This window comes from Pseudovibrio sp. Ad37 (assembly GCF_001623075.1).
Taxonomy (GTDB): Bacteria; Pseudomonadota; Alphaproteobacteria; order Rhizobiales; family Stappiaceae; genus Pseudovibrio.
The window spans coordinates 24691-50639 of record NZ_LMCF01000079.1; the positions used below are offsets into that span (position 1 = coordinate 24691).

The 25949-nt window shown below is 50.8% G+C and carries 24 protein-coding genes; 11 read left to right on the forward strand and 13 right to left on the reverse strand.

Annotated elements, in window-relative coordinates; all coding sequences use genetic code 11:
- Positions 1-110 precede the first annotated feature (110 nt).
- From fabG to PsAD37_RS13110, 7 genes are all read left to right on the forward strand, one after another.
- A complete protein-coding gene (gene fabG / locus PsAD37_RS13080) occupies positions 111-848 on the forward strand; it encodes a 3-oxoacyl-[acyl-carrier-protein] reductase (RefSeq protein ID WP_063291851.1) in 738 nt (245 codons plus the stop codon).
- 274 nt (positions 849-1122) lie between these two features.
- Positions 1123-1359, forward strand: coding sequence for an acyl carrier protein (locus PsAD37_RS13085; RefSeq protein ID WP_008551920.1), 237 nt, complete (start codon positions 1123-1125; stop codon positions 1357-1359).
- 153 nt (positions 1360-1512) lie between these two features.
- Complete coding sequence (gene fabF, locus PsAD37_RS13090) at positions 1513-2778, forward strand: beta-ketoacyl-ACP synthase II (protein ID WP_057460955.1); 1266 nt, start codon at positions 1513-1515, stop codon at positions 2776-2778.
- 192 nt (positions 2779-2970) lie between these two features.
- Positions 2971-4146 (forward strand): endolytic transglycosylase MltG, encoded by a 1176-nt coding sequence (gene mltG / locus PsAD37_RS13095; protein ID WP_063296516.1) that lies wholly within the window; start codon positions 2971-2973, stop codon positions 4144-4146.
- 244 nt (positions 4147-4390) lie between these two features.
- A complete protein-coding gene (locus PsAD37_RS13100) occupies positions 4391-5281 on the forward strand; it encodes a YicC/YloC family endoribonuclease (RefSeq protein ID WP_063296517.1) in 891 nt (296 codons plus the stop codon).
- Positions 5282-5373: 92 nt separating this feature from the next.
- Entirely contained in the window at positions 5374-6066 is a 693-nt protein-coding gene (gene gmk / locus PsAD37_RS13105; RefSeq protein WP_063296518.1) for a guanylate kinase, read from the forward strand.
- A gap of 210 nt (positions 6067-6276) precedes the next feature.
- Positions 6277-7656, forward strand: coding sequence for a multicopper oxidase family protein (locus PsAD37_RS13110; RefSeq protein WP_063296519.1), 1380 nt, complete (start codon positions 6277-6279; stop codon positions 7654-7656).
- An 85-nt stretch (positions 7657-7741) separates the two neighbouring features.
- Here PsAD37_RS13110 and rsmA read toward each other — a convergent pair whose 3' ends face one another.
- From rsmA to lptF, 6 genes are all read right to left on the reverse strand, one after another.
- Entirely contained in the window at positions 7742-8581 is an 840-nt protein-coding gene (gene rsmA / locus PsAD37_RS13115) for a 16S rRNA (adenine(1518)-N(6)/adenine(1519)-N(6))-dimethyltransferase RsmA (protein WP_063296520.1), read from the reverse strand.
- Positions 8581-9597 carry a 4-hydroxythreonine-4-phosphate dehydrogenase PdxA gene (gene pdxA / locus PsAD37_RS13120; RefSeq protein ID WP_063296521.1) on the reverse strand — a complete coding sequence of 339 codons (1017 nt, stop codon included), beginning with the start codon at positions 9595-9597 and terminating at the stop codon, positions 8581-8583. Before pdxA ends, rsmA begins: the two co-directional genes overlap by 1 nt.
- Positions 9598-9631: 34 nt before the next feature.
- Positions 9632-10573 carry a SurA N-terminal domain-containing protein gene (locus tag PsAD37_RS13125; protein ID WP_063291857.1) on the reverse strand — a complete coding sequence of 314 codons (942 nt, stop codon included), beginning with the start codon at positions 10571-10573 and terminating at the stop codon, positions 9632-9634.
- A gap of 208 nt (positions 10574-10781) precedes the next feature.
- Positions 10782-13184: an LPS-assembly protein LptD gene (locus PsAD37_RS13130; protein ID WP_063296522.1), complete on the reverse strand. Its 2403-nt coding sequence runs from the start codon at positions 13182-13184 to the stop codon at positions 10782-10784.
- Positions 13184-14275, reverse strand: coding sequence for an LPS export ABC transporter permease LptG (gene lptG, locus PsAD37_RS13135; RefSeq protein WP_063296523.1), 1092 nt, complete (start codon positions 14273-14275; stop codon positions 13184-13186). Before lptG ends, PsAD37_RS13130 begins: the two co-directional genes overlap by 1 nt.
- A complete protein-coding gene (gene lptF / locus PsAD37_RS13140) occupies positions 14275-15468 on the reverse strand; it encodes an LPS export ABC transporter permease LptF (protein ID WP_208991860.1) in 1194 nt (397 codons plus the stop codon). The genes lptG and lptF overlap by 1 nt, the downstream gene beginning before the upstream one ends.
- 284 nt (positions 15469-15752) lie before the next feature.
- On the opposite strand from lptF, the gene PsAD37_RS13145 reads away from it, so the two are divergent.
- The 4 genes from PsAD37_RS13145 (at position 15753) to PsAD37_RS13160 (ending at position 19418) form a co-directional block, all read left to right on the forward strand.
- The gene (locus tag PsAD37_RS13145) at positions 15753-17243 is read left to right on the forward strand and encodes a leucyl aminopeptidase (protein ID WP_063296525.1); all 1491 of its coding nucleotides are present in this window, start codon (positions 15753-15755) and stop codon (positions 17241-17243) included.
- Between the two features lie 724 nt (positions 17244-17967).
- Positions 17968-18417 (forward strand): DNA polymerase III subunit chi, encoded by a 450-nt coding sequence (locus tag PsAD37_RS13150; protein ID WP_063288455.1) that lies wholly within the window; start codon positions 17968-17970, stop codon positions 18415-18417.
- Positions 18414-19106 carry a bifunctional 2-polyprenyl-6-hydroxyphenol methylase/3-demethylubiquinol 3-O-methyltransferase UbiG gene (locus tag PsAD37_RS13155; protein ID WP_063296526.1) on the forward strand — a complete coding sequence of 231 codons (693 nt, stop codon included), beginning with the start codon at positions 18414-18416 and terminating at the stop codon, positions 19104-19106. The genes PsAD37_RS13150 and PsAD37_RS13155 overlap by 4 nt, the downstream gene beginning before the upstream one ends.
- A gap of 84 nt (positions 19107-19190) precedes the next feature.
- On the forward strand, positions 19191-19418 hold the full coding sequence (locus PsAD37_RS13160; RefSeq protein WP_063296527.1) for a EutP/PduV family microcompartment system protein: 228 nt from the start codon (positions 19191-19193) through the stop codon (positions 19416-19418).
- Between the two features lie 406 nt (positions 19419-19824).
- Here PsAD37_RS13160 and PsAD37_RS13165 read toward each other — a convergent pair whose 3' ends face one another.
- The 7 genes from PsAD37_RS13165 to PsAD37_RS13195 all read right to left on the reverse strand — a co-directional run bounded on the left by PsAD37_RS13165 (position 19825) and on the right by PsAD37_RS13195 (position 25730).
- Entirely contained in the window at positions 19825-20229 is a 405-nt protein-coding gene (locus PsAD37_RS13165) for a hypothetical protein (RefSeq protein ID WP_153039741.1), read from the reverse strand.
- Positions 20230-20328: 99 nt separating this feature from the next.
- Entirely contained in the window at positions 20329-20667 is a 339-nt protein-coding gene (locus PsAD37_RS13170) for a hypothetical protein (protein ID WP_063296529.1), read from the reverse strand.
- A gap of 410 nt (positions 20668-21077) precedes the next feature.
- Positions 21078-22031, reverse strand: a complete 954-nt coding sequence (locus tag PsAD37_RS13175) for a branched-chain amino acid ABC transporter permease (RefSeq protein WP_063296530.1) — start codon at positions 22029-22031, stop codon at positions 21078-21080.
- The gene (locus PsAD37_RS13180; protein ID WP_063296531.1) at positions 22031-22918 is read right to left on the reverse strand and encodes a branched-chain amino acid ABC transporter permease; all 888 of its coding nucleotides are present in this window, start codon (positions 22916-22918) and stop codon (positions 22031-22033) included. The genes PsAD37_RS13175 and PsAD37_RS13180 overlap by 1 nt, the downstream gene beginning before the upstream one ends.
- Positions 22915-23652 (reverse strand): ABC transporter ATP-binding protein, encoded by a 738-nt coding sequence (locus PsAD37_RS13185; RefSeq protein ID WP_342633581.1) that lies wholly within the window; start codon positions 23650-23652, stop codon positions 22915-22917. Before PsAD37_RS13185 ends, PsAD37_RS13180 begins: the two co-directional genes overlap by 4 nt.
- Complete coding sequence (locus PsAD37_RS13190) at positions 23633-24409, reverse strand: ABC transporter ATP-binding protein (protein ID WP_063296533.1); 777 nt, start codon at positions 24407-24409, stop codon at positions 23633-23635. The genes PsAD37_RS13185 and PsAD37_RS13190 overlap by 20 nt, the downstream gene beginning before the upstream one ends.
- A gap of 115 nt (positions 24410-24524) precedes the next feature.
- Positions 24525-25730: an ABC transporter substrate-binding protein gene (locus PsAD37_RS13195; protein ID WP_063296534.1), complete on the reverse strand. Its 1206-nt coding sequence runs from the start codon at positions 25728-25730 to the stop codon at positions 24525-24527.
- Positions 25731-25949: the final 219 nt, after the last annotated feature.

Consider the following 25949-nt stretch of genomic DNA (forward strand, 5'->3'; position numbering starts at 1 on the left):
AGATTTTGAAGGCTTATAGGCACCGCATTTTGCACTGCGTATAGACGGAACCTATGGTTCCTCCCTATGAGCTTTCTTCAAACGGATTTTAAGCCGAGGAGACCAACGGCATGTTCAATTTAGAAGGTAAAAGCGCACTCGTAACCGGCGCGACCGGTGGTATCGGTGAAGCGATTGCACGCGCTCTTCATGCGCAAGGCGCAACTGTAACTCTGTCCGGCACCCGCGAAGCGAAGCTGGAAGCGCTGGCATCTGATCTGGGTGACCGCGTTCACATTAAAGCAGCAAACCTGTCTGATCGTGACAGTGTTGATGCGCTTGTACCAGCTGCTGAAGAAATGATGGGCACTCTCGATATCCTCGTGAACAACGCTGGTATCACCCGTGACAACATCTTCATGCGCATGAAGGACGAAGAATGGGATCAGGTTCTTGAAGTGAACCTGTCCGCAACATTCCGCATCTGTCGTGCTGCAATCAAAGGCATGATGAAGCGCCGTCAGGGCCGCATTATTGGAATTACCTCTGTTGTTGGTGTTACCGGCAACGCAGGTCAGGTGAACTACTCTGCTGCAAAAGCTGGCATGATCGGCATGTCCAAGTCTTTGGCGCAGGAAGTGGCGTCTCGCAAGATCACCGTAAACACAATTGCTCCAGGTTTCATCTCAACCGCGATGACCGACGAGCTGAACGAAAAGCAGCGCGAATCGATCCTGGGCAACGTTCCAGCTGGTCGTTTGGGCACTGCTGAAGAAATCGCAGGTGCAGCTGTTTATCTCGCAAGTGATGAAGCAGCGTACGTTACCGGTCAGACACTGCACGTGAATGGCGGTATGGCGATGATTTAACGAAGAAATACGCAGCCGGTCCGATCCTCTTACAAATGGGGCAATCACTACTGGCGGCTGGTAAACCAGTGCTAATTGTGCTAGGAACCCGCCGATTAGAAGTGACCTCTTGGAAAGAGGAACGGAAAAGCTGCGGTTTTCTTTGGAAGCGGCTTAACATATGGGCCGTTGCGTCTTTTCAAAAGAACCAGAGTATGCAACACGGGAGCCGAGTGAAACAAGGCCCCGCGAAGCGGACCGAAACACTACCTTGAAAACCAATTGAGGACTTAAAATGAGCAATGTTGCAGAGCAGGTAAAGAAGATCGTTGTCGAACACCTCGGCGTAGAGGCTGACAAGGTCGTTGAATCTGCAAGCTTCATCGACGATCTTGGTGCAGACAGCCTGGACACCGTTGAACTGGTTATGGCTTTCGAAGAAGCATTTGGCGTTGAAATCCCGGACGATGCTGCTGAAACCATTCAGTCCGTTGGCGATGCTGTAAAGTTCATCGAATCCAAACAGGGCTAATCCTGTTTCAAAAAGCTAGGCACGCGGTGGGTCATTTGCGCTCGCCGCGCCTGTTTCCTTTTCAGCTGCATGCCTGTCGCAGAGAATGACACTTATGTCTTCCGGTACGACAAAAAGGGCTGGCAGCGCCAATCTAATTAAAGTGCAGGAAATATGCGTCGAGTCGTTATCACAGGCATTGGCATGGTTAGCCCACTGGGCAGCAGTGCAGAAATCTCTTGGCAGCGAATTCTTGAAGGTAAGAGCGGTGCACGGCGCATCGAGGGCTTCGAAATTGAAGACCTTCAAACCAAAATCGCCTGTCAGGTACCACTTGGCGATGGAACCGATGGAACCTTCAATCCAGACGATTTCATGCTCCCAAAAGAACAGCGTAAAGTAGATGACTTCATCATTTATGCTGTCGCAGCTGCCGACCAGGCAATTGCAGATTCGGGATGGAATCCAGAAACCGAAGAAGAGCAGAACCGTTCCGGTACCCTGATTGGGTCTGGAATTGGCGGTCTTCAGGGTATCGCTGAAACAGCTATTATGATGGAAGAGAAGGGCCCGCGTCGTGTTAGCCCGTTCTTTATTCCTGGCCGCTTGATCAACCTTGCAAGCGGTTATGTGTCCATCAAGCACAAACTCAAAGGCCCGAACCACTCAGTGGTTACAGCTTGTTCCACTGGTGCGCACGCTATTGGCGATGCTGCCCGTCTGATCGCATTGGATGATGCAGACGTGATGGTTGCTGGCGGCACCGAGAGCACAATCTGCCGTTTGGGCATTGCCGGGTTCAACGCCTGTAAAGCACTGTCTACTGGCTACAACGATGAGCCTGAAAAAGGTTCTCGTCCCTACGATAAAGACCGCGATGGCTTTGTCATGGGCGACGGTTCTGGCGTTGTTGTTCTCGAAGAATACGAGCACGCTGTTGCGCGCGGTGCGAAAATCTACGCTGAAGTTGTTGGTTACGGTCTGTCCGGTGATGCATACCACATCACGGCACCGGCATCCGATGGCGACGGTGGGTACCGTTGTATGAAAGCTGCGCTGAAACGCGCTGGCATTTCTCTCGGTGATGTTGATTACGTCAACGCACACGGCACCTCAACACCTCTGGGTGACGAGATTGAGCTGGGTGCAGTTGAGCGTTTGGCTGGTGATGATGCCGGGTCTTTGACCATGTCATCCACCAAATCTGCAACCGGCCACCTGTTGGGTGCTGCTGGTGCAGTAGAGGCAATCTTCACCGCTTTGGCGATCCGTGATCAGATTGCTCCACCAACGATCAACCTTGAAAATCCATCAGTTGAAACTGAGATTGACTTGGTCCCTAATAAAGCCAAGAAGATGGAGATTAATTATGCTCTGTCTAACTCATTTGGCTTTGGCGGCACAAACGCGTCTCTGGTTCTCAAAAAAGTCGAGTCATAACTCGCTTTCTTGATCAAGAAATAAAAGGGCCAGACTCCGCATGGCGGAATCTGGCCTTTTATATTGCGGCTCCCGAATGGGTTAGGCTCTGTAATGAGTATTTAAAGCGTATCTGCGAAAAGTGGGCATCGGTTTTCGCTAAGGATACGCTAGTAATGGAGTGCTGTAAGTGCTCCCGTATAGAGGGTTACAATGGCTCAATCGCCTGAAGACAACTCAAATGGGCCTCAAGATCAGTCCGATCTTCATATTCAGCCGGGTGGGCAATCTGCACCGCGGAGTCCCAGCCGCGCTATTCAGCCAGAAGCTGCACCACCACCTCCGCCGCGTTCCCGCCATGCACGCAATCCAGTCGTTATAACCATCAACTTTCTGCTTTCCATGGCTGTACTCGGCATTATCGTTGCCGGCGCTGCGCTTTATTGGGGGAAGGGCGAGTTTGACGCCACCGGTCCGCTGACAGAAGAGAAAATCTTCATTGTCGCGAGTGGCATGAGCCTGCCGCAGATTGCTGCGAAGCTGGAAGACGAAGGCGTCATTACCAATTCACTCGTATTTGAAGCTGGCACCCGCCTGTTCAAAAATGAGAACAAGATCAAAGCAGGTGAGTACGAGTTCCCACTAGGCATCTCCATGAAGACCGTCATGGAAGATCTTGTCGTTGGCCGTGCTGTGTACCACTCCGTAACCTTCCCGGAAGGCTGGAGCAGCGCTCAGATCATCAACCGCCTGAATGCAAACAAGATCCTGACCGGTGAAATCTCTGCAATCCCTGCAGAAGGCTCGCTGCTGCCAGAAACCTATACATTCACCCGTGGAACCACGAAGGCGCGCATTATCGAGCAGATGGAAAAGGCGATGAATGATCACATCGCCCGCATCTGGGAAAAGCGCTCTCAGGGCTTGCCGATTGATACGCCAGAACAACTTGTGATCCTTGCCTCTATCGTGGAGAAGGAAACGTCCAAGGTGGATGAGCATCCGCGCGTTGCCTCTGTCTTCGTCAATCGCCTGCGCAAGGGCATGCCGTTGCAGTCTGATCCAACAATCCTTTACGGTTTGTTCGGTGGAGATGCCTGGACAAAAGATCGCTCTGCGATCACGCGCTCAATGCTCAAGGAAAAGAACCCTTACAACACATACCAGATCAAAGCACTGCCTCCGGGACCAATCGGCAACCCGAGTGCTGCAGCTCTGGAAGCGGTCGCAAACCCTGCTCGCACAAAGGATCTCTACTTTGTAGCTGACGGAACTGGCGGCCATGCTTTCGCTGAAAGCTATAAGCAGCATCAACGCAATGTAACCAACTGGCGTAAGGTTGAAAAAGAGATCCGTACCAAACAAGCTGCGGAAAAGAAAAAGAACTGATCTGCAAACCTTGCAGGATAAAATGAGAAAGCCTGCCCAGTTGAAACACCGGGCAGGTTTTTTGCTGAAAGCAAGTATCATGCCTGAAAGATGCATACTGGTTATCAGATTAGGTTAGGCGCAATGGCCGGGGCAACGACATACCTCATGGGCATGGACCAACTTCACGGGTAAGCTCAGGGCCAGCAAATATTGAATGAGAACGCCAACGAATAAACGGTGTTCAGATGAGGAGTTTCAAGGGATGGCACTGGCTAGCATGACCGGCTTTGCACGCGTGGAAAGCAGCTATGAAGAGACGCGCTGGGTATGGGAACTCCGTTCCGTAAATGGCAAAGGCATGGATCCACGCTTGCGACTGCCTCAGGGACTGGACGGAGTTGAAGCAGAAGTGCGTAAGCGCCTCGCTGCGAAACTCAAACGCGGCAATGTCTCAGTGGGCCTGCAGATGCAACGTTCACAGTCCGACACGGCGCTGGTTGTAAATGAAGAAGCTCTTGAGCAAGTACTCAAAGCCATCTCCATTCTGCGGGACCGCCTTCCTGATGCACCAGAGCCAACACTCGACGGTATTCTGGGCTATAAGGGCGTTTTGGAGTTTGAAGAGGCTGAAGAGAGCGAAGATGAAAAGAACGCTCAGATTGCGGCTCTTCTGTCATCCTTTGATGAAGCACTAAACGAACTTGTCGAAATGCGCAGAAGTGAAGGCAACGCCATTGCCACTCTGCTGAAGGGCCAGGTCGACACCATTGAGGCTTTGGCCCGGCAAGCTGAAGAACTGCCCTCCCGCAGCCCAGAGGCCATTCGCGCCCGCCTTGAAGCTCAGGTCAACGAGCTGCTTCAGGCGAGCAGCCAGCTTGATCCTCAGCGCTTGCATCAGGAGGCAGCTGTTCTTGCCACCAAAGCAGACATCCGTGAAGAGCTGGACCGCCTTTATGCGCACGTGGAAGCTGTCGGTGACTTGCTTATCAAAGGTGGGGCCATCGGACGTCGCCTCGACTTCCTGGCACAGGAATTTAACCGCGAAGCAAACACACTTTGTTCTAAGTCCAACAGCGTAGAGCTGACAGCAATCGGGCTTGAACTGAAAACAGTGATCGACCAGCTTCGCGAACAAACTCAAAACATCGAGTGAAGCGGTGCTGCGAAAGTCAGGGATCGGTTTTCGCAGCAGAACATGAAGACAAGAGTTTGAAGTGCAGATAAGCAAAAGAAGACAGAACCAATATGACCTCTAAAAAATCAGATGGGACAACCGTATCAGCTCAGGATATCGAAGAGGCGCGCCGCGGCTTCATGCTGGTGTTAGCTGCGCCCTCCGGAGCTGGGAAGGGAACGATCGCAAACAAACTGCTGGCTGATGACGACAAACTGGCACTTTCTGTGTCAGCAACGACCCGTCAACGTCGCGCAGCCGAAGAGCATGGCGTTCATTACTACTTTCTGGAAACTGACGAGTTCGAGCGCAAGATCAAAGCCAACGAACTGCTGGAATGGGCCAAAGTCCACGACAACTATTACGGCACCCCGCGTGAGCCGGTTGATGCCAGCCTGAACGCAGGTAAGGACATCCTGTTTGATATTGATATCGCAGGCGTGCGCCAGCTGCAGGAACAAGCCGGAGAAGACGTTGTTGCCATCTTCGTTTTGCCACCATCAATCGCAGAAATGCACGCCCGCCTGACGGGCCGTGGAGATGACGATGACGCAGCCATCAAACGCCGCATGAAGACCGCGATTGACGAGGTCTCCGGTTGGCAGGAGTTTGACTATATCATTGTAAATGATGATCTGGATAAAGCCGTTGCAACAGTGCAGTCAATCATCGCAAGTGAACGTCTGAAACGGGTTCGCCTGCCAAAACTCTCCGGGAAGATGGAAGGTATGATTGCCGACCTGAAGTCCACCATTGCTGAATAATCAGACAAGAACAATGTAAAATCTTGTAAATTCAGAATGTTGACGTGGTTTTGTGATTCAAACTATTAGCTACTTGAATCAAATTATGAGCCAGATACAAGCAGGGCGTTATTTGCAAGAGCAGGTGCCCTGCAAAACAGCAGCCGTCGTGAGTGAATAGCCATTGACCAGCCAAGTACAGAGACGGGCTGAACTTGAGGACAAAGAGCGATGATCACACGACGTCAGGCGCTGAAAGGCGCCTTGTTTGGCGGTGCTGCCGTTGCCGGTGGTTTGGCTGGTGCGTCCAGCCTTTGGGCCGTACCAAAACGCCACGATATGATTGCCCGCAACATTGACTACAAGTTGATGAAGGATGCGCCTGCCACAAAGCGCATGTTCACCTTTGGGGATGCAATGCCACCAACCCTGCGCGTGAAGCAGGGGCAACCGTTCCATGGCCGTCTCATTAACAAGCTGGAAGAGCCGACAACCATCCACTGGCACGGCATGCGCCTGCCCAATGATATGGACGGCGTAGCATTCCTGACCCAGCACTACGTGTACACCGACGATCAATTCGATTATCGCTTCACACCACACGATGCAGGTACATTCTGGTATCACCCGCACTGCAACTCTCTGGAACAGTTGTCTTATGGCATGACTGGTTTGATGATCGTGGAAGAGGATGAAGATCCGGGGTTCGATCATGACATCCCGGTGAACCTGCGCGACTTCCGCCTTGGCAGTGATGGTCAGTTCGTCAAATTGTTCCAACCACGCAAATCCGCGCGGGCCGGGACGTTTGGCACACTCCGCACGTCCAACTGGCAATCTGCGCCGGTTATGGATGTAAAAGCAGGCTCACTTGTCCGACTGCGCCTGTGCGTTACTGATGTAACTCGCATTTACAAACTATTCTTCCCGCAAGGTACGGATGCAAAGGTCATCGCCATAGATGGCAATCCGGTTGAACCATTTGCAGTCAACAAGCTGGCATTGGGGCCAGGGCAGCGTGCGGACATCGCAATGCGTATTCCAGATGGAGAAGGGGAGCAAATTGAGCTGACCAACTTCTCCTCGTCCTCTCCATGGCCGGTGCTGTCACTGAGAGCGATCGGGCAATCCTTGAATCGCGACTTGCGTGAGATCAAACCGTTGCCAGCCAATCCGATCCCGCAGCCTGATCTGAAAAATGCGGAGTACATCCCGCTGGAGTTCTCAGCCACAGCAGAAAAACGACCAGCCAATCCAATCTGCGGAAGTCTGGGGTTTTCATTCTGGGCCGTCAATAAAGAGGCATGGCAAGGCGCAGAGCGAGGCCCATTAGATCCGGTGCAAGTTCTAAAGCGCGACAAGTCTTATGTGTTCGAGTTCATCAACCGAACCCCGCACACGCACCCGATCCATATCCACGGCATGACCTTCCAGCTCCTCAAGAGCAACAAACGCAAGCTCGCCCCATGGTGGACCGACACGGCGCTCGTGCTGCCAGACGAACGCGTACAAGTCGCCGTGCGCCCGGACTACGAAGGTGACTGGCTCATGCACTGCCACATCATAGAACACCAGGAAAGCGGCATGACCGCCTTCATGCGCGTGGAATAAACCATCGCTGCAGGCCTAACAAAAAAGCCCTGAAACCAGACAAGGTCTCAGGGCTTTGTCATGTTAGAAATTAAGCACGTTGGCTCTAGTCCTTGTCAAAAGCATGTGCCAGGGCAATGAAGCCAGTGACATCAATTTCTTCTGCACGCGCGGTGGGTTTCAGGCCTGCGGCTTCGATGCGAGATTCTGCGTCAGGCTTAAGGCCTTTTAAGCTGGCTCTGAGCATCTTGCGACGTTGACCAAAGGCATGAGCCGTCACGCGCTCCAGTGCCTTCAGTGGGCATTCAAGAGGCTTCTCGCGTGGATGCAGTTGCACGACAGCGGATGTCACCTTTGGTGGCGGGGTGAAGGCCTTTGGATTTAGGTCAAACAGTATGTCCGTATGACACCGCCAGTTTGCTAAAACACCAAGGCGCCCATAGGCTTTATTGCCTGTTTCAGCAACAATTCGCTGCCCGACTTCTTTCTGGAACATCAATGTCAGAGAGTCCCAAAACGGAGGCCACTCATCAGTTGTCAACCACCCAAGCAGCAGTTGAGTACCCACATTGTAAGGCAGGTTAGCGATAATCTTGATCGGGCCGTCAGCAAGGTCAGCAGGATTGTACTTGAGGGCATCACCCTCAATCACTTCCAGCTTGCCATTGTAATGCTCTGAAATCTGCGAAAGAACAGGCAGGCATCGCGTGTCTTTCTCAATCGCAACTACCTTATTGGCACCAGCTGCAAGCAAGGCGCGTGTCAAACCACCGGGGCCTGGACCAACTTCAACAACGGTGCAGTTGCTCAGATCCCCAGCACTGCGGGCAATGCGCGAGGTAAGGTTGAGGTCCAGAAGAAAATTCTGACCAAGGGATTTGCGGGCATCGAGCCCATGCTCTGCAATCACCTCACGCAGAGGTGGCAGATCATCAATTTGTGCCATTAAACGAGCTCAGGTTGTGCGAGGGCTGCTGCAAGGCGCAGGGAAGCCATCAAGCTGTTTGGAGAGGCCTTATTCGTTCCCGCAATGGAAAATGCGGTTCCGTGATCAGGTGATGTGCGCACATAGGGGAGGCCGAGTGTCACATTCACAGCTTCATCAAAGGCCAGAGTTTTGACTGGTATAAGCGCTTGGTCATGATACATGGCCACGGCTACATCATAGGTATCCAGAGCTTCACTATGGAACATGGTGTCGGCGGGCAATGGACCGCGTGCATCTATGCCCTCACTGCGCAGTTGGGCAATAGCTGGAGAAATCGTTTCGATCTCTTCCGTCCCCATAGAGCCACCTTCACCTGCATGAGGATTGAGACCTGCAATAGCAATACGCGGCGAGGAGATGCCAAACCGCTCAATCATGTCTTTGTTGATCGCTCGGCAGCGGGTAATGATGAGATCTTTTGTCACCAGCTTTGGCACATCAACAAATGGAACGTGGACAGTAAGCGGAACGGCCATCAGTTCTGGGCCTGCCAGCAACATAATGGGGTCTACCTCTTTATCCCAGTAGGTCTTTGCCAAATCGCCAAGAAACTCAGTATGACCAGGATGATGGAAACCCGAATCATAAAGGATCTTCTTGGAGATTGGATTGGTAACGATGGCAGAAGCTCTGTCATCCTTGACATGCCGCACCGCAGTCTCGATGGATTCAATGACAAGGGCAGCATTCGTTCCAGACGGGGCCCCAGGACTAACCTGCACCGGACCAGAAAGCGGAACCACAGGGAGTGCTTCATCAAAGCAGTCACAGGCTGCTTCTGGTTCCACCACTTTAATTGGAATTTTCAATCCGAGATGCTTTGCGCGAGCTTTGAGGAGCTCTGGATCACATAGGACGTAGAACGGCTGAACAGCTTGTTCAAAGCGAACTTTCCACGTTTTAAGCGTAATATCAGGTCCAATACCTGCAGGCTCGCCCATTGTCAGGGCGAGCGCCAATTTCACTCTGCGCATAATAAAAAAACATCTCCCGCTGCTGATCAGGCGATCAGCGCTGCTCGATTACAGCATTGGAGCGCAGGTCACGAAGGTAACGGCGAGAAAGCTGTTGCCCTTTTTTATTCCGCAACTCGCCCTCGATAGTGCTTCGCGCAGTCGCATCACTGTTGATTGTCTCTTTACCACAAAGAGCAATCATCTCAAATCCGGAGTCTACAGGGGTAGGCGCTGTGACACGGCCAATAGAGATTTTATTCAGCTTTTGCACGAAGGCTGCTGGCAGATCAGTTTCAAGGCGTTTGCCGATTGGACGCACGATGACTTCATTCAAACCTGATGCAATACGCGTTCCTTCTTCACACGAAGTGAAGCGGGCTCGAAGCTTCTTCATTTCAGTGACGCGCTTGTTTTTGAAGGACTTGCTGGACTTCTTCGGGACGACAAAAATGATGCGTTGCAGATCGTATTCAACGCTGGTTGCGCCATTGTCATCTTTGTTTTCTTTGCCCTGAAGAGCAGCAATCACGTCTGATTCATTAATCCGAACGGTCGCGCGAAATCGCTGCATGACGACTTCAGACCAGGAAATTTCAGCGCGTAGGCGATTTTTTAATGTGCGCGGATTCACGCCGCTTTGAGAAAGCGCTTGCTTGAATTGAGAAGGCGAGAGTTTAACGCGCTGCGCGATTGTTGCAAAAGCATCATCGACTTTCTTGTCAGCGATTGAAACTCCGACCCGCTTTGCTTCTTCAAGCTTCAGCGCTTCATCAATCAGCTCATCCTTAGCTTTTCTTTTGGCAACACTGGACGGTGCCCGTGTGGTGAGCGTGATAAGCTTAGACCGCTGTTGCAGTTCATAACTGGTAATCGGACGGCCATTGACGACAGCAACGATTTTACTTGCGGCTTCGGCAGAAGTAAGCATCGGACCAAGTGGCGCCAGCATGCTGGCAGCAACAACAAGCGAAGCACAGAAGCGAGTAAGTTTCATTTTGTTAAGCTCTCCGTCCCAAAGGCGATTGCCCTCAATGGACGCTCCCTAGATAGCACTGGTGCATATTTGGCACAGCTTGACTCAAATTAGAAGGGTGCAGCCCGGAAAAATTTATTCAAACTAATAATAACAAATGTAGGCGACATTCTGTCATGCCTCTGGCTATTTCCTGTGCACAGCCAGAGGTTTAAGCTTATCTACTTACTCAATCATTTGGGGATGAGTCAGAAGTTGAGGTCGAAAGGCTGGTATCACCAATAGTTCTGAGGCCGAATCGGAAGAAGAAGATCCGTTCTACGGGCTCACCATTGTTCCGGCTTCTGTCTTCACCATAGGAGAGTGAAGCGGAGAAGCCTTCGTCGTCATAACCAAGACCAACAGTGTCCTGAACAATGTTTTCGTTGATCATGTCATAACGCAGTGAACCGAAGACACGCCAGTTTTCCTGCAAGTTCAGATTCAAGGCACCAACAAGCTCAGAGCGCTGTTCATCAATCCCAGCGTCTGGACGCTCCGCCAAATAGGCATAGGACAGAACTGTCGAAGCTGGACCATAACGACCACTTGCGCTGACTTCCGCACGTTCTACACCAAAGTCATGTTCGCTAAAGCGTGCGTTACCACCCACACGAAAGCCAGTATTGGCATCGAAATAAAGGCTCGTCACATAATCAGACCCTGCAGTCTGCAAGCCGGAGTCGCCTGTTGAATCGAGAATGCCTGGAACTGAATAGGAGTTCTGGCCGGCAAGTTGGAAGGAGCGACCAAACAAACCGCTGATAAACGAGCCTTTGTCAAACTGCAGCTTGTACTGCAAACCTAAGTTTGCACGAGTACCACCCTCGTTACGATCGAAGCCTGAGAACTTATCCCACTCAAACAGCGTGGAAGCATCAAACACGATGGACTGCGCATCTTCGTTTGGCAGTTCCCCAATCTCCGCCTCGTTTGGACGAACAATGATCTGTGCGATCGGTTCGATAACCTGATTGCCACCGTTAAATGTTGCAAGGAACGGATAACGGTATTCCAAACCAATCGCAGGCATTCCGCGGAAGACAATGGACTCATCTGAAAGAGCTGTCACATTATCATCTGCGTTCGCGAGGAAATACAGGTTGGTCTTTGCATAGGCAAACGGTGTGAACACCTGACCAATCGGATCGATAAGTGTGCGCTGCCAAGTCAGATTTGCGCTTAGACGACTAAACGTACCTTCAACACCACGGAAGCGGTTCTGGCCATTCACAGAGAAGGCGTCAGTTGTCTGGCGCGTCAGACTTGTGAGGTTGCCATCGTAGTTTAGTTGTCCACCAACGACAGACTTCTCAAAATAAATGGCATTGTCTATGACAGGATGAACAAAAGGCTGCTTCTCTTGAAGGTCTGCATTGACCTGAGAGAATGGCCCAATCGGATTCATCGGCTGCGTTGGGCTTGGGTTGTCTTCCTGCGAAATCTGGAAGGCATATGCATTTGCGTCAAAGAGATTCCGCTTTGTTTGACCATTCAAGAAAAGCTTGGAAACTTCCTGAGCGCTACCAAATCGTGCAAACCCATAGTCCTCGCGGAATGCCCGGTCTGTTGCATAAGTAATGTCCCAACCGGCTTCCCAGCGTTGACTCAGATCAAAGCTTCCGTCTGTGTTGACAATAAAGCGACCACGTACATCGCCGCTGGAGCCATTAAAGGCACTTGGGTCTGCCTGAGAGATCCCGCCAAGTGAAACATTGTAGGAACCAGTATCAAACTGTTGCCGCCAATCCAGCTGGCCCAATACACCCTGCTGCGTGAGCGGCGTGAGTGTCACGGTTAGATCGTATGTTGGCGAAAGGGACCAATAATATGGAATCGCGGCACCAAAACCGAGGCGATTCTTGGTAACAAAGCGCGGAAGTAGGAAGCCAGATTTACGGCCGACTGATGGATCTGCGATTGAGAAGTAAGGGATTTTGGCAATCGTGTTCCCGAACAGCTCAATAGAAGCACCCTCAAAATAGATGCGCTGCTTTTGCTGATTGTGAATGATTGTTGTTGACTTGATCCGCCATAACGGAGGCTTGGGAGCCTTCTTATAGACAGAGTAAGTGCCATTCCTCAGTGTGGTGACGTTGTCATTAGAGCGCTCAGCGCTCTCGGCAACGAAATGCGTAAACTGAGGAGTGTCAATTTGCAAAGCATTGACGAAGCCCTCCGAGAAATCATCACTCAAAGTCAGATTGTCTGCAAGAATGAGATTGCCATCAGGCTCTGTCATTTCCACATTGCCGTGCGCAGAAAATTTGCCGTCCTTACGATTGTAAGTCACACGATCTGCGAGCAATGTGTAGTTGTCAAAGTAGATCTCAACACTACCCGTCGCGATAATGACGTCATTGTCAAAATCATAGCGAAGCTCTTTCGCTTCAAGCAACATTGGCTGAGATGTGTCAACAGCCTGCTGGGCAGACTGTGAAAGGTCGATCTGCGCAACTGCAGGCGCGCTGAGGACAGCAAGGCCAGCGCCGCACAGCAGAGCGACTGCAGAGACAGTGCGAAGGTATTCTGGCGATACGCAGCCAGCACCAACTCGCTTGATTTTCTGTTTCAGGATCAAGGCCGAACCCATCAACCATCCTCCTGATTCAACAGAATAGTAAAACCCATAAGAACCCCAAATACGCCAGGTGCCCATGCTGCAACCGTTGTGGGAACGATTCCAGCACCGCCCAGATCCTTCGAGATTTCGGAAACGGCATAAAGCACGAAACCAGCAACAATGCCCCAAACGATCAAGCGGCCAATCCCCCCAAAACGCGATACACGTAGCGAAACAGCAGCAGCAATGACAATCATTGCCACAAGTAACAGGGGTTTGGCTAGAAGAGTCTGATATTGTAAAGAATACCTATACGCGGGTAGTCCAGCCCTTTGGGATAACTCAATAAAGCGTGGAAGACTCCAAAAACTAATAGATTCCGGCGACCCTATGCTCTCCTTGACCTCCGTTGGGGTCAAAAAAGTGCTGACAGAGTAGTTCCCATAATGCTGTGGATCAGTGTCGACAGCATAGACAACTGCATCAGTGAGGCGCCACATGCCCTCAGCTAGGATGGCTCGCCGTGCTTCGATTCTCTCTGAAAACTGGCCTTGGCGATCAAAAGAGAAGATCGTGACGCCATTGAGTGTCGCGCCTTGCCCGCTGGTATGGCGTGCGTGAAGAACTGATTCACCATCGGTGCCGTTCTGCCGGAGCCAAACCTCTCCAGATCCTTCCAGCAAATAGGTTTGCTCCACACTGAACAAGCCTTCGGCCACTTCATCGGACTTCTGCTGCAGATAAACCGCGCCAGGATTATAGCCAATCACAGCAGCAATACCGATGAACAGGCCAGTCAGAAGAGCAGGGGCAGTAAACTGCCAGACCGAAATACCAGCTGCTCGTGCAACTACGAGTTCAAGGCTTCTGGAGAGCGTGACAAACGCCCAGATGGAGCCAAAAAGGACGGCAAACGGAATAACCTGTTCAAGCAGAAGTGGGACACGCAAGGCAGAGATTGCAGCAATGCGCAGAAGGGAGAAACCTTCACGATCGCCGCCACGGCGAACAAGCTCAAGCACGTCAAACAGCAAGATCAAAACGGCGGCAAATAGAAAGAGGGCCAGAATCGACTTCAAAAACCGTTTGGATATGTAAAGACTAAGCGTTCTTCCGGTCATTACAGTCCTGCTGTCCCTTGGTTCTTGCGGCCTACCAATTTGGAGAACACACGACCAATGCCATTAAAGAGGCTTTGTGTTCCATCGACCAGACGCTGAACAAACCAAGGTCTTCTGTTCAGGCTAATGGACCACGCAGCAAGCGCAATTGCGATTATTGGGATTGCGTAGAGCAATGGGAACATATCTGGAGCTGAACTCACGATGAGCGTTGCGCCAAAACCTGCTGTTCTGAGCAGGGTCGCAACTGCAATTGTTGTTGTTATTGCAAGGCCTTGGTCCTGACGAGTGGTCTTGGGTGAACCCAGGAAAGCATAGATGATCAGGCCAAAGGCAATGGGGTAAAGCGGGACACTTAAACGGTCGTGGAATTCCACAACTAGCTTGTCCCAATGCTTTGCAGCGTAAGAATCATCAGGGCTTGCACTCAGCAATTCGAAGGTCGGGCGCTCACTTGCCTTGAATGTTGGCTCCCGAGCTTCGGGAATCATCGAAGACAAATCGAAGCCATAACTCTCAAAGCTGACGATGGACATATCCTGCCCACCTTTCGGGCGGCGTTGGATCGTCCCATCAATCATGACAAGCAGAGTTTTGTCCGCAGCCTCGATAATTCGCCCAGTTTCAGCCGTGTAGGTAAATGAGGTCTCCGGATCGCGGGCATCATCCAGCAAAAGGCCTTCAAGGACCCCATCGCCGCTTCTGTTACGGATATGGAAGGTTAGATTCTCTTCAATCGGAATGAAACGCCCGGGCTTGATGATGTTGGCGACCAGATCAACACGCACACGTGTCAGCTCACTACGCAGTTCCGCCAAGCCTGTCGGGGACAGATACATGGACAGGAAGTACATCAGGGCCGTGATCGTAAGCGAAAATACCATGATCGGCTGAAGAACAAGCGACTTGGAAGCGCCCGAAGCGTTGATGACGATAAGCTCACTGTCGCGGGACATGCTGTTAAGCACGATTATAAACGCCAGCATCATTGCGAAGGGAGCAACGATCAGGATGAGGAAAGGCAAAGCCAGTGCTGTAATGTAACCAAACTGCAGAAGGGTCTGGCCTTTTGAAGTAACCAGATCCAGTTGGCGCAGCGCTTGGGTGGACCAGACGACGCCAGTCATGGCGGCCAGTGTCACAATAAAGGCGGTAAAGCTGCGTTTGACGATGTAGCGTTCAATAGTTTTCATTGTGCCGTGCAACAGAACCTTTTCTTGTTTGTTATGGGAGAGGCCAAGCCGCAAAATGATTCAAGCCCACTCAATAACACGGAATACGGCAGAAAGCCGGATCACCGGATCTTTTAATGAATAAACTCGCAAGTTTCTTCACATAGCCTTGAAACGGGACCATTATCGCGCCATGTTCTGCCATGAATTTTAAGAGTAGCTGGACCACGCGTCCGCCTGTGGTCGCTAGCATATTCTGCTAGAAATTGCCTATCGCAGGTCATCCCGAGGAAAGAAACGACATAATGACGCAATTCACATCCATTAAGATCGCGCAGTATTCTGATGCAACAGCACCCGTTCAGGTCGTCTTTGCAGGTGAAGAACTCAGCTTTGCAGCAGAAGCTGAGGGTGTGATGGGCTCTGCTGGAAAAACTGTTGAGCGCGCTGCAAAAACTGCTGATTTCACAGGTAAGAAGTCCGGCATCATGCACTTGCTCGCTCCAGAAGGTATGGATGCAGACCGTTTGATCGTTGCAGGCCTTGGCAAAGTTGACGATCTGAAAGAGCAGGACTGGGTTAATCTGGGCGGTGAAGTTGCGGGCAAATTGCTAGCGCTCAAAGCAGAAGATGCAGAAGTGACCTTCCCAGCAGCAGCAACAGCTCAGCAGGCAGCAGATTTTGCGCAGGGCGCTTTGCTGCGTGGCTACAAGTTCGACACCTACCGCACTGTTAAGAAAGAAGCAGACGGCGACAAAGCCTGCGAAATCACGCTAAAGGTGCAGGATGCAGCAGCAGTTGAGCCACTTTGGGCAGAAGCTGAGGCTGTGGCAGAAGGCACACTTCTCGCACGTACTCTTGTTGATGAGCCTGCCAATACGCTTGGCCCGGTTGAGTTCGTTGCGAAAGCACAGCAGCTCTCTGAATTCGGCGTCGAAGTTGAAATCCTCGACGAAGCAGAGATGCAGGAACTGGGCATGAATGCACTACTGGCCGTTGGTCAGGGGTCAGTTCGTCCTTCTCGTTTGGCTGTCATGAAATGGAATGGCGGCAAGGAAGGCGAAACACCAATCGCATTCGTCGGTAAAGGCGTTGTGTTTGATACAGGTGGCATTTCCCTGAAACCGGGCGCTGGCATGGAAGACATGAAGGGCGACATGGGCGGCGCAGCAGCTGTCATCGGTCTCATGAAAGCTCTTGCTGGCCGTAAAGCTGCAGTCAATGCAATCTGCGTGCTGGGTCTGGTGGAAAACATGCCGGATGGCAACGCGATCCGTCCGGGCGATATCGTCAAAACCATGTCTGGTCAGACCGTTGAGATCCTCAACACCGATGCGGAAGGCCGCTTGGTGCTGGGTGATGCGCTTTGGTACACACAAAGCCGTTTTGAGCCGAAGTTCATGGTAGACCTTGCAACCCTGACAGGCGCTTGTCTGGTTGCTCTGGGCGGCCATCGCGCAGGTGTCTTCTCTGCTGATGATGAGCTGGCAGCGCAGATCTGCGAAGCTGGTGAAACCACTGCAGAAAAAATGTGGCGTCTGCCTCTGGGTGATGAGTACGACAAGATGGTCGACACTCCAAATGCAGATATGCGTAACACCGGCGGCAGCCGTTGGGGTGGTGCAAGCACTGCAGCTGTTTATCTGCAGCGTCACACCAATGAGGCTAAGTGGGCACACATCGACGTGGCCGGCACTGCAATGGGCTCCAAGAAAAACGCAATTTCTCAGGGCTGGGCATCCGGTTTCGGCGTTCGCGCACTAAACCGCATGATCAAAGATCATTACGAAGGCTAAGCCTTGCATCGGGCAACAAAATGCCTGCGCTGAATTAAACGAAAAAAGGCCAGTTACAATTTCTGTGACTGGCCTTTTTGCTGTTTATCTCAATAGCGGGATCATCGATCCTGATCGCTGCCAAAAAAAAGAGCCCCACTTCAAACAGAAGAGGGGCATTCATACTTTTAAAAGATGTAAACGCGCTAAGCGCTATTTTGCAAAGAAAATGTTCTATTTGAAAGAGTAAGTTAGCTTTCCAGTCAATCAGCAGGTCTGATAATGAGTACAGGAGCTGGAGGCTTCTGGAAGCATTGCACCCACTGCAGCAGTTACGCCAACAAGACCGGATACTAGGGCAAAGAACAATACGATACGGGCTGCCATTTGGTCGTTTCCTAAATCTACAATACCTGCGGACCTACAACACCACAGAGATGAGAGCATTTCACCCTCAATAATTCTGTGTCGGTTTCGCTAAGCTTAACGCCACACTGAAATTCCTCAGGAATGCGGTCAAGTCCAGCCCTTTAAAGCGTCTGGGTTGGGTTTATCAACGATTCCTATGAGTATCCCGATGTAATTGGGATCATTCACGACAATTTTTAGGATAAAATGTGGTCAATTGAGAAACACAGTGATTTGGGCTTTACATATTCCATGCGCAGCCTGATGGAGCATGCGACACACGGCGTATCGGGCTGCAGGACGCAAAAAGCCTGCCGGATAAACGGGAAACCAGAATATGAGTGAAGTGCTGTTCTACCAGCTCTCTAAATTTCCGCTGGAACGGGCCTTGCCCACTCTCCTTGAAAAATGCTTGGAGAGAGAATGGGTTGTGACCATCCAGTTTGGAACGGAAGCACGGTGCGATGCCATTGATTCTTACCTCTGGACCTATTCTGACGATGGTTTCCTGCCTCATGGCACCAAAAAGGAAGGCCATCCGGAATTTCAACCCATCTACCTGACAACGGAAAACGACAATCCCAATGAGGCGATCGTCCGCTTTCTGGTGGACCGCGCGCCGCTGCCAGATCCGGCGCAGTACAAGCGCGTCGTTTATATGTTCGACGGCAACGATCAGGATGCCTTGCAAGAAGCCCGGCAGCGCTGGCTCGAGGTCAAAAACGGTGACCACGAACTCACATACTGGGCGCAGACCGACAATGGCGGATGGGACCGGAAAGCATGACCACTGACGACATAGACCATCGCAAACAACTACGCGCGCGTTTGGATACGTTGGAAGGTGCAAATGGTGGTGGCTGGGAAAACCGCAAAAGCTGGTTTGAGCAGGTCTACACCACTGCCGATGGCGACACCAACGAGATCCCGTGGGCCGAGCTGAAGCCAAAAGCGCCATTGGTGGAATGGCTGGAACACAACAAGGGTGAGGGGCGCACCGCGCTGGATGTGGGCTGCGGGCTGGGCGATAACGCCAATGCTTTGCATGAGGCTGGTTGGAAAACCTCCGCCTTCGACGTGGCGTCCACAGCAATCGAGTGGGCGCACAAGCGCTTCCCATCCGGTGAAATCGAGTTCCGTTGTGCAGACCTGTTCAACCCGCCAGCAGATTGGGTTGGCAAGTTCGATCTAGTCTACGAATGCTTTACCCTGCAGGCCATCGGTATTGAAATGCGCGGTAACGTGGTGAAGCCACTCAAAAGCCTCGTTGCACCCGGCGGCACGCTGATTATCCTCGGGCGGGACTATGATGGCACCGGCGACCGCTCAGGCCCGCCATGGCCACTGACGGATGAAGAGATCGCAGAGTATTACGGTGACGGCTTCGAAGAGGCTTCAAGAACAACCTTCGTCCAGCACAAAGACGATGGCCGCAACATCCCCCACATCTGGCTGGAGCTGAAACGCAACGCTTAGAGCCGAGCACCAGTAGAGAACAATCAGACAATCAAACGCCTCACTCTGAGCGCGGAGAGAGGCGTTATATCTTCAGGGGACAGCATGAGGATAGCAATCACCGGAACCCACGGCAGCGGCAAAACAACACTCATAGAGGACTTTGTCGATCAACACCTGAACTATGAAGCCACTCAAGAACCTTATTGGGAACTGGCAGAGTACGGCGTTGCACTCTCGGGTGTATCATCCGCTCAGGACTACTTAGGTAAGCGAATTGAAACAACTGCATTCAAGTTAAGTGAAGTCAATGAAAGAGGCTTCATATCTTAGTTTATCACAAGTAAAGGCGGCTACGATCTTACTTAGTAGAGGCATTACATGACTAATTCAGCTCGCCTGCAGGCGGAAAATAAAAGTGGTTCAGGGGTATTGCTTAGCTCGATTGGCCTTATGCGTAGCCGGAACAACGTTGTGCTGCTATGTGTGTTGGTTTGCGTTATTAGCGTTGAGACTGCGCTTCTAAATCTATACAGCTTGCGAAAGTAACTCTGGTAACACGTCAACGATAGACCGTTTTCTGTTGGATAACTCGGGCAAACATCCAGTTCAGCTTTCAAACCGCGAAAGGGGATAGAAATAATTTATTCCCCTACCTCAGATGATGCCGTTGATACACGCCGGGAATAAGTGTTTCGGTGGAGTTAACTTTCTGAAATTACTCAGTAACCAAATCTTTTTATGAGCTCAGCAACATCTGCTCCGCATCTTCTTTCAAAAACGCATAGGGACGGTTGCAGGTTGTTGCCAATTCTACAAACCGTCGTTCGCGGCCAGAGGCTAGAATTGAGAACATGATGTCTGCGACATGGAGTGCCAGCGCCTGATTGCAGCGATGTGGGCGGTCTTCAAGAATTCCCATCGCCATATCGGAGAGGCCTGCAGCTCGGTAATTTGCCATAGCGCCCATGCTATCGTTTTGCTGATTGGGCTCTCCAAATGGATGTTGCCTGGCTGGAAGCTCTACCGATGTACCACTTTCATCTGTAACGCTTACCTCACCACCAAAGAAGTTTGGATCAGGTCCATACAGCGTGCCAGTTTCGCCATATAGCTCCATGTGGTTATAGCTATGATCTTTCACATCCCAGCTCGAACCAAATGTAATTACAGCATCGCTATAGAACTTGAGCAGGGCATGAACAGTGGTCTCAGTTTCAACGGATATTGTCTCTCCGTAACGTTATGCAGACGTGATGGTTCGCTTTGGGGATGGAATGGATGTCAAAGCAGAAACGGCTTTTACAGGCCCAAGCAACTGAATGAGGTTCGTGAGGTAGTACGGACCCAGATCAAGAATTGATCCACCACCATCCTTAAAGAAAAATGCGGGATTTGGATGCCAGTGCTCCATGCCACGGCTCATGGTGTGACACGTCCCACCCCCAACATTACCAATCGCGCCACTATCGAACAGGCTGCGACATCGCTGATGGGATCCGCCAAGGAATGTATCTGGTGCGGAGCCAATACGAAGTCCTTTTTGCTCAACAAGCTTAAGCAGGGCCTGTCCTTCCTTCAAAGAAAGAACAGACAGCTTTTCTGAATAAATGTGTTTGCCAGATTCGAGTATCTGGCGGCTTATGTCCTAGTGGATAGATTGGTCTCTTGGTCGACTACAATAACAATCATCGCTATCACGAGAGCCTTGAAAAGGTGATGTGGGCTGAGACCTATTTCTAACAAGATAGTTAGATTCGATAACACAGGCAAATGAATAAACGTCGAACACCCTGTTATTTGAATGCCAATCTTGTCAAACTTCATTTGATTGCGGACAGTTTAACTATGATGTGGAATTTGCTCTCTGGCTTTTGGCTGTTAAGTCAACATTTTCCTGAAGTGCTGCCGTTGATCACCAGCATTGGATGCTGCTGGTGATTGACTGTCGCGTTGATACCACGTTTTCTAAGAATTTCGACCTCCAGCAAGCTAAGAGCGTCTCAACTTGTCCAGTTTTGGCGCTCTTTCTGGTAGCAAGCCGGAGCGATATCGTTGCAGAACGAACTGCAGGAATAGGCCAATAAGCAGCATGCGCATGTAGGAGGATCGGGTTGCCCACTCAGAGGGGAGGAAGCCTGTTAGGATCTCTGTCATTGACCAGATCGCCCAAACGACCAGTGCCCCTGCAATGGCCCCTTTGTTGTTTCCACTTCCTCCGGCAATCAACATCACCCAAGCAAGAAATGTTATCAGAATTGGCTCAGTTGCGTCGGGGCTGAAATATTTGAAGTAGTGCGCACTCAGCGCTCCTGCCAACGCCATAAAGATTGCCCCGATTACAAACGTTTGCGTGCGGAAAGAGTGAGTGTCCTTGCCGATGGATTCTGCTGCATCTTCATTATCGCGGATTGCTCGCAAAACCCGGCCCCACGGACTTTTGTGGAGGCGCTGAGAAATGAAATAAGTCAGCAATACAATTATCCAAACGAAAAGAACAAAGACGATTTCGGCTGTTTGCCCTTTGAACACCCCTTCAAAGGGACGCGGGATGTTGGAAACTCCCAAACTCCCGTTGGTCAACCACTCCTCATTTACGATGACAAGTCGGATGATCTCTGCAATTCCAATTGTTGCCATGGCGAGGTAATCGCTTTTGAGAGAAACGCAAAGCCGTGCAATGCCCCAGCCGACAAGACCTGCAATGACAGCTGCAACGGCCATGCCTACAAAAATGGGCTGCTGTAATCCCCCAACATTGTTTGACGCTGCCGTGGAAGTGATAATAGCCGCTGAGTATGCGCCGATAGCGTAAAAGCCAGCAATCCCGGCATTAAACAGGCCGCCAAACCCCCATTGGATGTTAAGCGCCAGGCAAATTACAGCATAAATGCCAGCCATGGTGAGGAAGGAAACGAAATAGAAGAACAACCCTGTGAGTTCCATCAAAGTACCCTTCCTTTTAGTAGGCCTTGCGGACGGAACAACAACAGCGCCAACATGATGATAAAGGCAATTGCGCTCTTATAACTGGGCGAGATGATCTCTATTTCCATGATTGGAAACGTACAAATTTCTTCTGCAACGCCGATTATCAAGCCTCCCAGCATAGCTCCTAAGGGGCGGCCAATTCCGCCCAACAAAGCTGCTGCAAACATAGGTAACAGTAAGTTCCAACCCAGATTTGTATGGATGTCCGTATCCAACCCCACAAACACACCACCAATGGCAGCAAGGCCACCTCCAATTAGCCAAGTCCATCGAATGATTTTTTCCGTATCCAGTCCGGCAATCCTTGCCAGTTCTGGGTCATCTGCAACCGCTCGCATGGACTTTCCCGTTTTAGAATACGAGAGGAAGAAATGCAGCGTGATGGCAATAACGACTGTAAACGCGATGATTTGCATATGGCGGAGAGCGATGCGGAAACTATCAAAAAAGACCAGCGGTTTTTGAAAGCCGACCACATAGACTTGAGAGTCCGTGCCCCACAATAACTGGATGGCTGAACGTAAAATAAGAGCAACCCCAAAGGATGCGATGACAGTGTAGATGCTCGGTAGATCTCTCAGTGGTTTATAGAAGGCCTTATCCAAAAGCACTGCCACCAGAGCCGTCCCGACAACGGCAATCGGAATAGCGGCAAGTGCTGGAACACCAAGTGTCCAAACAGCAGTTAGTGCGATGTAAGCGCCAGTTGTCATCAAGTCGCCATGAGCAAAGTGTGCAAAGCGCAGAATGCCAAAAATCATCGAAATCCCGACAGCGCCTAATGCATAAATGCTGCCAAGAGTTATGCCCGGTATGAGGTAATAGTTGATGAAATCAATCATGCTGGCAGCCCCCCGCCGAGAAATGCATGCCGCACCTCATCATTGGCCAGAAGGTTTTTGCCCGTATCCGTATATCCGTTCTTGCCGTTCACCAGCACATATCCCATATCAGCGATGCGCAGGGCTTGTTTTGCGTTTTGCTCAACCAGCAACACAGAGATGCCGGCTTCGCGAATTTGCTGGATCAGATCAAAGATCCGTTCCAGATAAGCAGGCGACAACCCAGCTGTCGGTTCATCCAACAGCAACAGCTTTGGATCGCTCATCATCGCTCTTCCGATGGCAACCATTTGTCGTTGGCCACCAGAGAGCTGCCCCGCTGGCTGGTTCAGTTTTTCTCGAAGGTCTGGAAACAGTGTGAGGATCATATCCAATGTCGCAGCTGGATTTTTCGGTGGTGCTGCATACGTTCCCACCTGCAAGTTTTCACGCACTGTCAAGTTTGCAAATACATTGCTGGTTTGCGGAACGGCAGAAATGCCCATGGGAACGAGGTCCGCAGTTTTAACGCCAACAATCGATTGCCCCATGAACTCTACGGAGCCAGAAAAATACTTATTGAGTGCGAAGACTGATTTTAACAAAGTGGACTTGCCAGCCCCATTTGGTCCCACAATTACCACTATTCCTTTCAAATGAACGCACAAATCAACGCAATGAATTATAGGCGTTGCACCATAGCCTGCAGTTAGATTCTGGATGCTCAAAATCGGATCAGGCATGGGCACCCTCATATTTGCCGCCACCGAAGTAGGCCTCTACCACGCGCTCATCACGCTTAATTTTCTCGATGGTTCCTGTTGTTAAAACAGTGGCCTGTGCCAGTACGACAACCTCGTCGCAAAGCCGCGAGACGTAATCCAGATCATGTTCAATCAGGCAGAAGGTGTAGCCGAAATCGTCATTCAGCTGTTGGATCTTCACAGCGATCTTACTAAGTAGGCTGCGGTTTACGCCTGCGCCGATTTCATCCAGCAAGATGACTTTTGGTGTCTGCATCAAGGTTCTGCCAAGTTCGAGCAGCTTCTTTTGTCCACCAGAAAGGTTTCCTGCTAGTTCATCTTGCAGTTTCTCAATCTCCAGAAAGCGCAGTGTTTCCATAGCTTTATCGTATGCCGCATGCTCTTGCTTTTGAAAGATGGAGGGGCGGAAAATTGCATTGAACACATTCTCTCCGATGGAGCTATCCGCTGCGACCATCAGGTTCTCAACCACAGTCATACGTGAGAATTCGTGTGCTAGTTGGAAAGTCCGATAAAGCCCTTTGCTCTGACGTTTGTGTGCTGGCAAGGAAGTAATGTCTTCTCCATCAAGAAAAATTTGGCCGCTGCTTGGCTGAAGTAGGCCAGCTATCATATTGAAAACAGTAGTCTTACCCGCGCCATTCGGCCCGATGACTCCCGTAATTTGGCCCGTCGGAATTGAAAATGAGCAGTTGTGAACGGCAGTTAATCCACCAAATCGTTTTGATACATTCTCAAGCTGGATCATTTGTATTCCCAAAATCTCATTGACTGCACCATCATGACTCGGTCCAACATGACCAGGCCTAGAAGAGCCCGGTCATTACTCGGTGAAATTCAACCTCTTGTGGTAGAGGTCTGAACTAATTGAAGATTTTGGTTTGCTTGTAGCTGTCGCCTTCGACGATATACTTGCCGATATAACCCGCTACATCTCCATTCTCATCAAACTCGTGGGCCCCAGAAACGCCCTCGTAATTGATGTCTTTGCCCGCAGAGATCAATTCACGGGCTTTCGCCCATTCACCCGGACCAACAATCTCACCTGGTGCATTGGCAACCGAACGAAGTGCATTTTTTACGGCGGCGCGATCGGTTGAACCTGCTTGTTGAATTGCCAACGCAATCAACATGGTAGCGTCATAGGCCTGATCAACAAATGGCTTGTCAGATCCGCCGCCAAATGTCTCGTCAAACCGAGCATGGAACGCTTCTGTAGCTGCATTTGAGCTCGGGGAACTTGGTGAGGTAAAGAAGGAACTGGCAAGAGCTTCTGCACCAATTTGCTGAATTAAGATGTCATCCCGTAGACCGTCTGTACCAATGAACTTCTCGAAGAAGCCATTTTCCAATGATTGCTTGACGATCTTCGCGCCACTGCCAGCTGCATAAGCAATGACGACAAGTGCATCAGCACTGCTGGATGCCAAGGTCGCCAACTCACCACGGTATGAGTTTTTCTTGTCTTCATGCTTGGAGAATTTGGTGACTACCCCTCCCAACTTCTCGTATTCAACCTTAAAAGTGTTACCTATGCCGACGCCGTAGTCATTGTTAACATATGTAATTGCAACCTTTTTAAAGCCTTCTTCCAGAACTGCACGCGCCAGCACTTTACCTTGATAGTTGTCGCTTGGAACAATGCGGTAGACATAGTCGTTGTCTTCCAAATTGGTCATGCTTGGTGCTGTCGCTGTTGGAGAAACCTGAAGCACGCCGTTTGGAATAGCAACCGCATTTGCCGCAGCGATGGTGGCGCCAGAAGACAGTGCCCCCATGATCGCAACAACGTTCTCAATGTTTACCAGTTTACCTGCAGCATCAACCGATGGCTGTGCAGATGCTTGACTGTCCGCAACAACAAGCTTCATGGTTTGCCCATCCAACAAACCGCCGCCTTTGTTCACGTCCGCCTCTGCCAGTTTTGCCCCGTTGAGGATTGGTGGAATAAAGTTGGCAAGAGGCCCCGTCACGCCCATCAATGCCCCAACTTTAATATCTTCGGCCCCAGCCAAACCTGCAAATGTTATGCATGCTGCTGTCGTCAGCATCAAAAGAGTCTTATTCATAAATCCCTCCCATTGCATTGCACCGTCGGAAGGCTTTGGCCTCATTGATTTCAGCTATCTCCTCCAATATCGGAGATTCTTACTGCTACAAACGGCGTAATACGTAAAAACACTTGCATATGCGCAAGATGCTGTCAATCACCTCTCCAGAAGTGCAAGTGTCCTCACAGACAGCTGTTTTCCTGTTTTGATGGTAGGGAAATATCATCAGAAGTCACT

Coding starts and splice junctions, on each gene's coding strand:
- PsAD37_RS13110 (WP_063296519.1), top strand. CDS start 6,277: ATGATCACACGACGTCAGGCGCTGAAAGGCGCCTTGTTTGGCGGTGCT.
- rsmA (WP_063296520.1), bottom strand. CDS start 8,581: ATGGCACAAATTGATGATCTGCCACCTCTGCGTGAGGTGATTGCAGAG.
- pdxA (WP_063296521.1), bottom strand. CDS start 9,597: ATGCGCAGAGTGAAATTGGCGCTCGCCCTGACAATGGGCGAGCCTGCA.
- PsAD37_RS13175 (WP_063296530.1), bottom strand. CDS start 22,031: ATGGAACTCACAGGGTTGTTCTTCTATTTCGTTTCCTTCCTCACCATG.
- PsAD37_RS13085 (WP_008551920.1), top strand. CDS start 1,123: ATGAGCAATGTTGCAGAGCAGGTAAAGAAGATCGTTGTCGAACACCTC.
- PsAD37_RS13180 (WP_063296531.1), bottom strand. CDS start 22,918: ATGATTGATTTCATCAACTATTACCTCATACCGGGCATAACTCTTGGC.
- PsAD37_RS13125 (WP_063291857.1), bottom strand. CDS start 10,573: ATGAAACTTACTCGCTTCTGTGCTTCGCTTGTTGTTGCTGCCAGCATG.
- PsAD37_RS13190 (WP_063296533.1), bottom strand. CDS start 24,409: ATGATCCAGCTTGAGAATGTATCAAAACGATTTGGTGGATTAACTGCC.
- PsAD37_RS13195 (WP_063296534.1), bottom strand. CDS start 25,730: ATGAATAAGACTCTTTTGATGCTGACGACAGCAGCATGCATAACATTT.
- PsAD37_RS13145 (WP_063296525.1), top strand. CDS start 15,753: ATGACGCAATTCACATCCATTAAGATCGCGCAGTATTCTGATGCAACA.
- PsAD37_RS13155 (WP_063296526.1), top strand. CDS start 18,414: ATGACCACTGACGACATAGACCATCGCAAACAACTACGCGCGCGTTTG.
- gmk (WP_063296518.1), top strand. CDS start 5,374: ATGACCTCTAAAAAATCAGATGGGACAACCGTATCAGCTCAGGATATC.
- fabG (WP_063291851.1), top strand. CDS start 111: ATGTTCAATTTAGAAGGTAAAAGCGCACTCGTAACCGGCGCGACCGGT.
- mltG (WP_063296516.1), top strand. CDS start 2,971: ATGGCTCAATCGCCTGAAGACAACTCAAATGGGCCTCAAGATCAGTCC.
- lptF (WP_208991860.1), bottom strand. CDS start 15,468: ATGAAAACTATTGAACGCTACATCGTCAAACGCAGCTTTACCGCCTTT.
- PsAD37_RS13100 (WP_063296517.1), top strand. CDS start 4,391: ATGGCACTGGCTAGCATGACCGGCTTTGCACGCGTGGAAAGCAGCTAT.
- lptG (WP_063296523.1), bottom strand. CDS start 14,275: ATGACCGGAAGAACGCTTAGTCTTTACATATCCAAACGGTTTTTGAAG.
- PsAD37_RS13185 (WP_342633581.1), bottom strand. CDS start 23,652: ATGAGGGTGCCCATGCCTGATCCGATTTTGAGCATCCAGAATCTAACT.
- PsAD37_RS13160 (WP_063296527.1), top strand. CDS start 19,191: ATGAGGATAGCAATCACCGGAACCCACGGCAGCGGCAAAACAACACTC.
- fabF (WP_057460955.1), top strand. CDS start 1,513: ATGCGTCGAGTCGTTATCACAGGCATTGGCATGGTTAGCCCACTGGGC.
- PsAD37_RS13150 (WP_063288455.1), top strand. CDS start 17,968: ATGAGTGAAGTGCTGTTCTACCAGCTCTCTAAATTTCCGCTGGAACGG.
- PsAD37_RS13130 (WP_063296522.1), bottom strand. CDS start 13,184: ATGGGTTCGGCCTTGATCCTGAAACAGAAAATCAAGCGAGTTGGTGCT.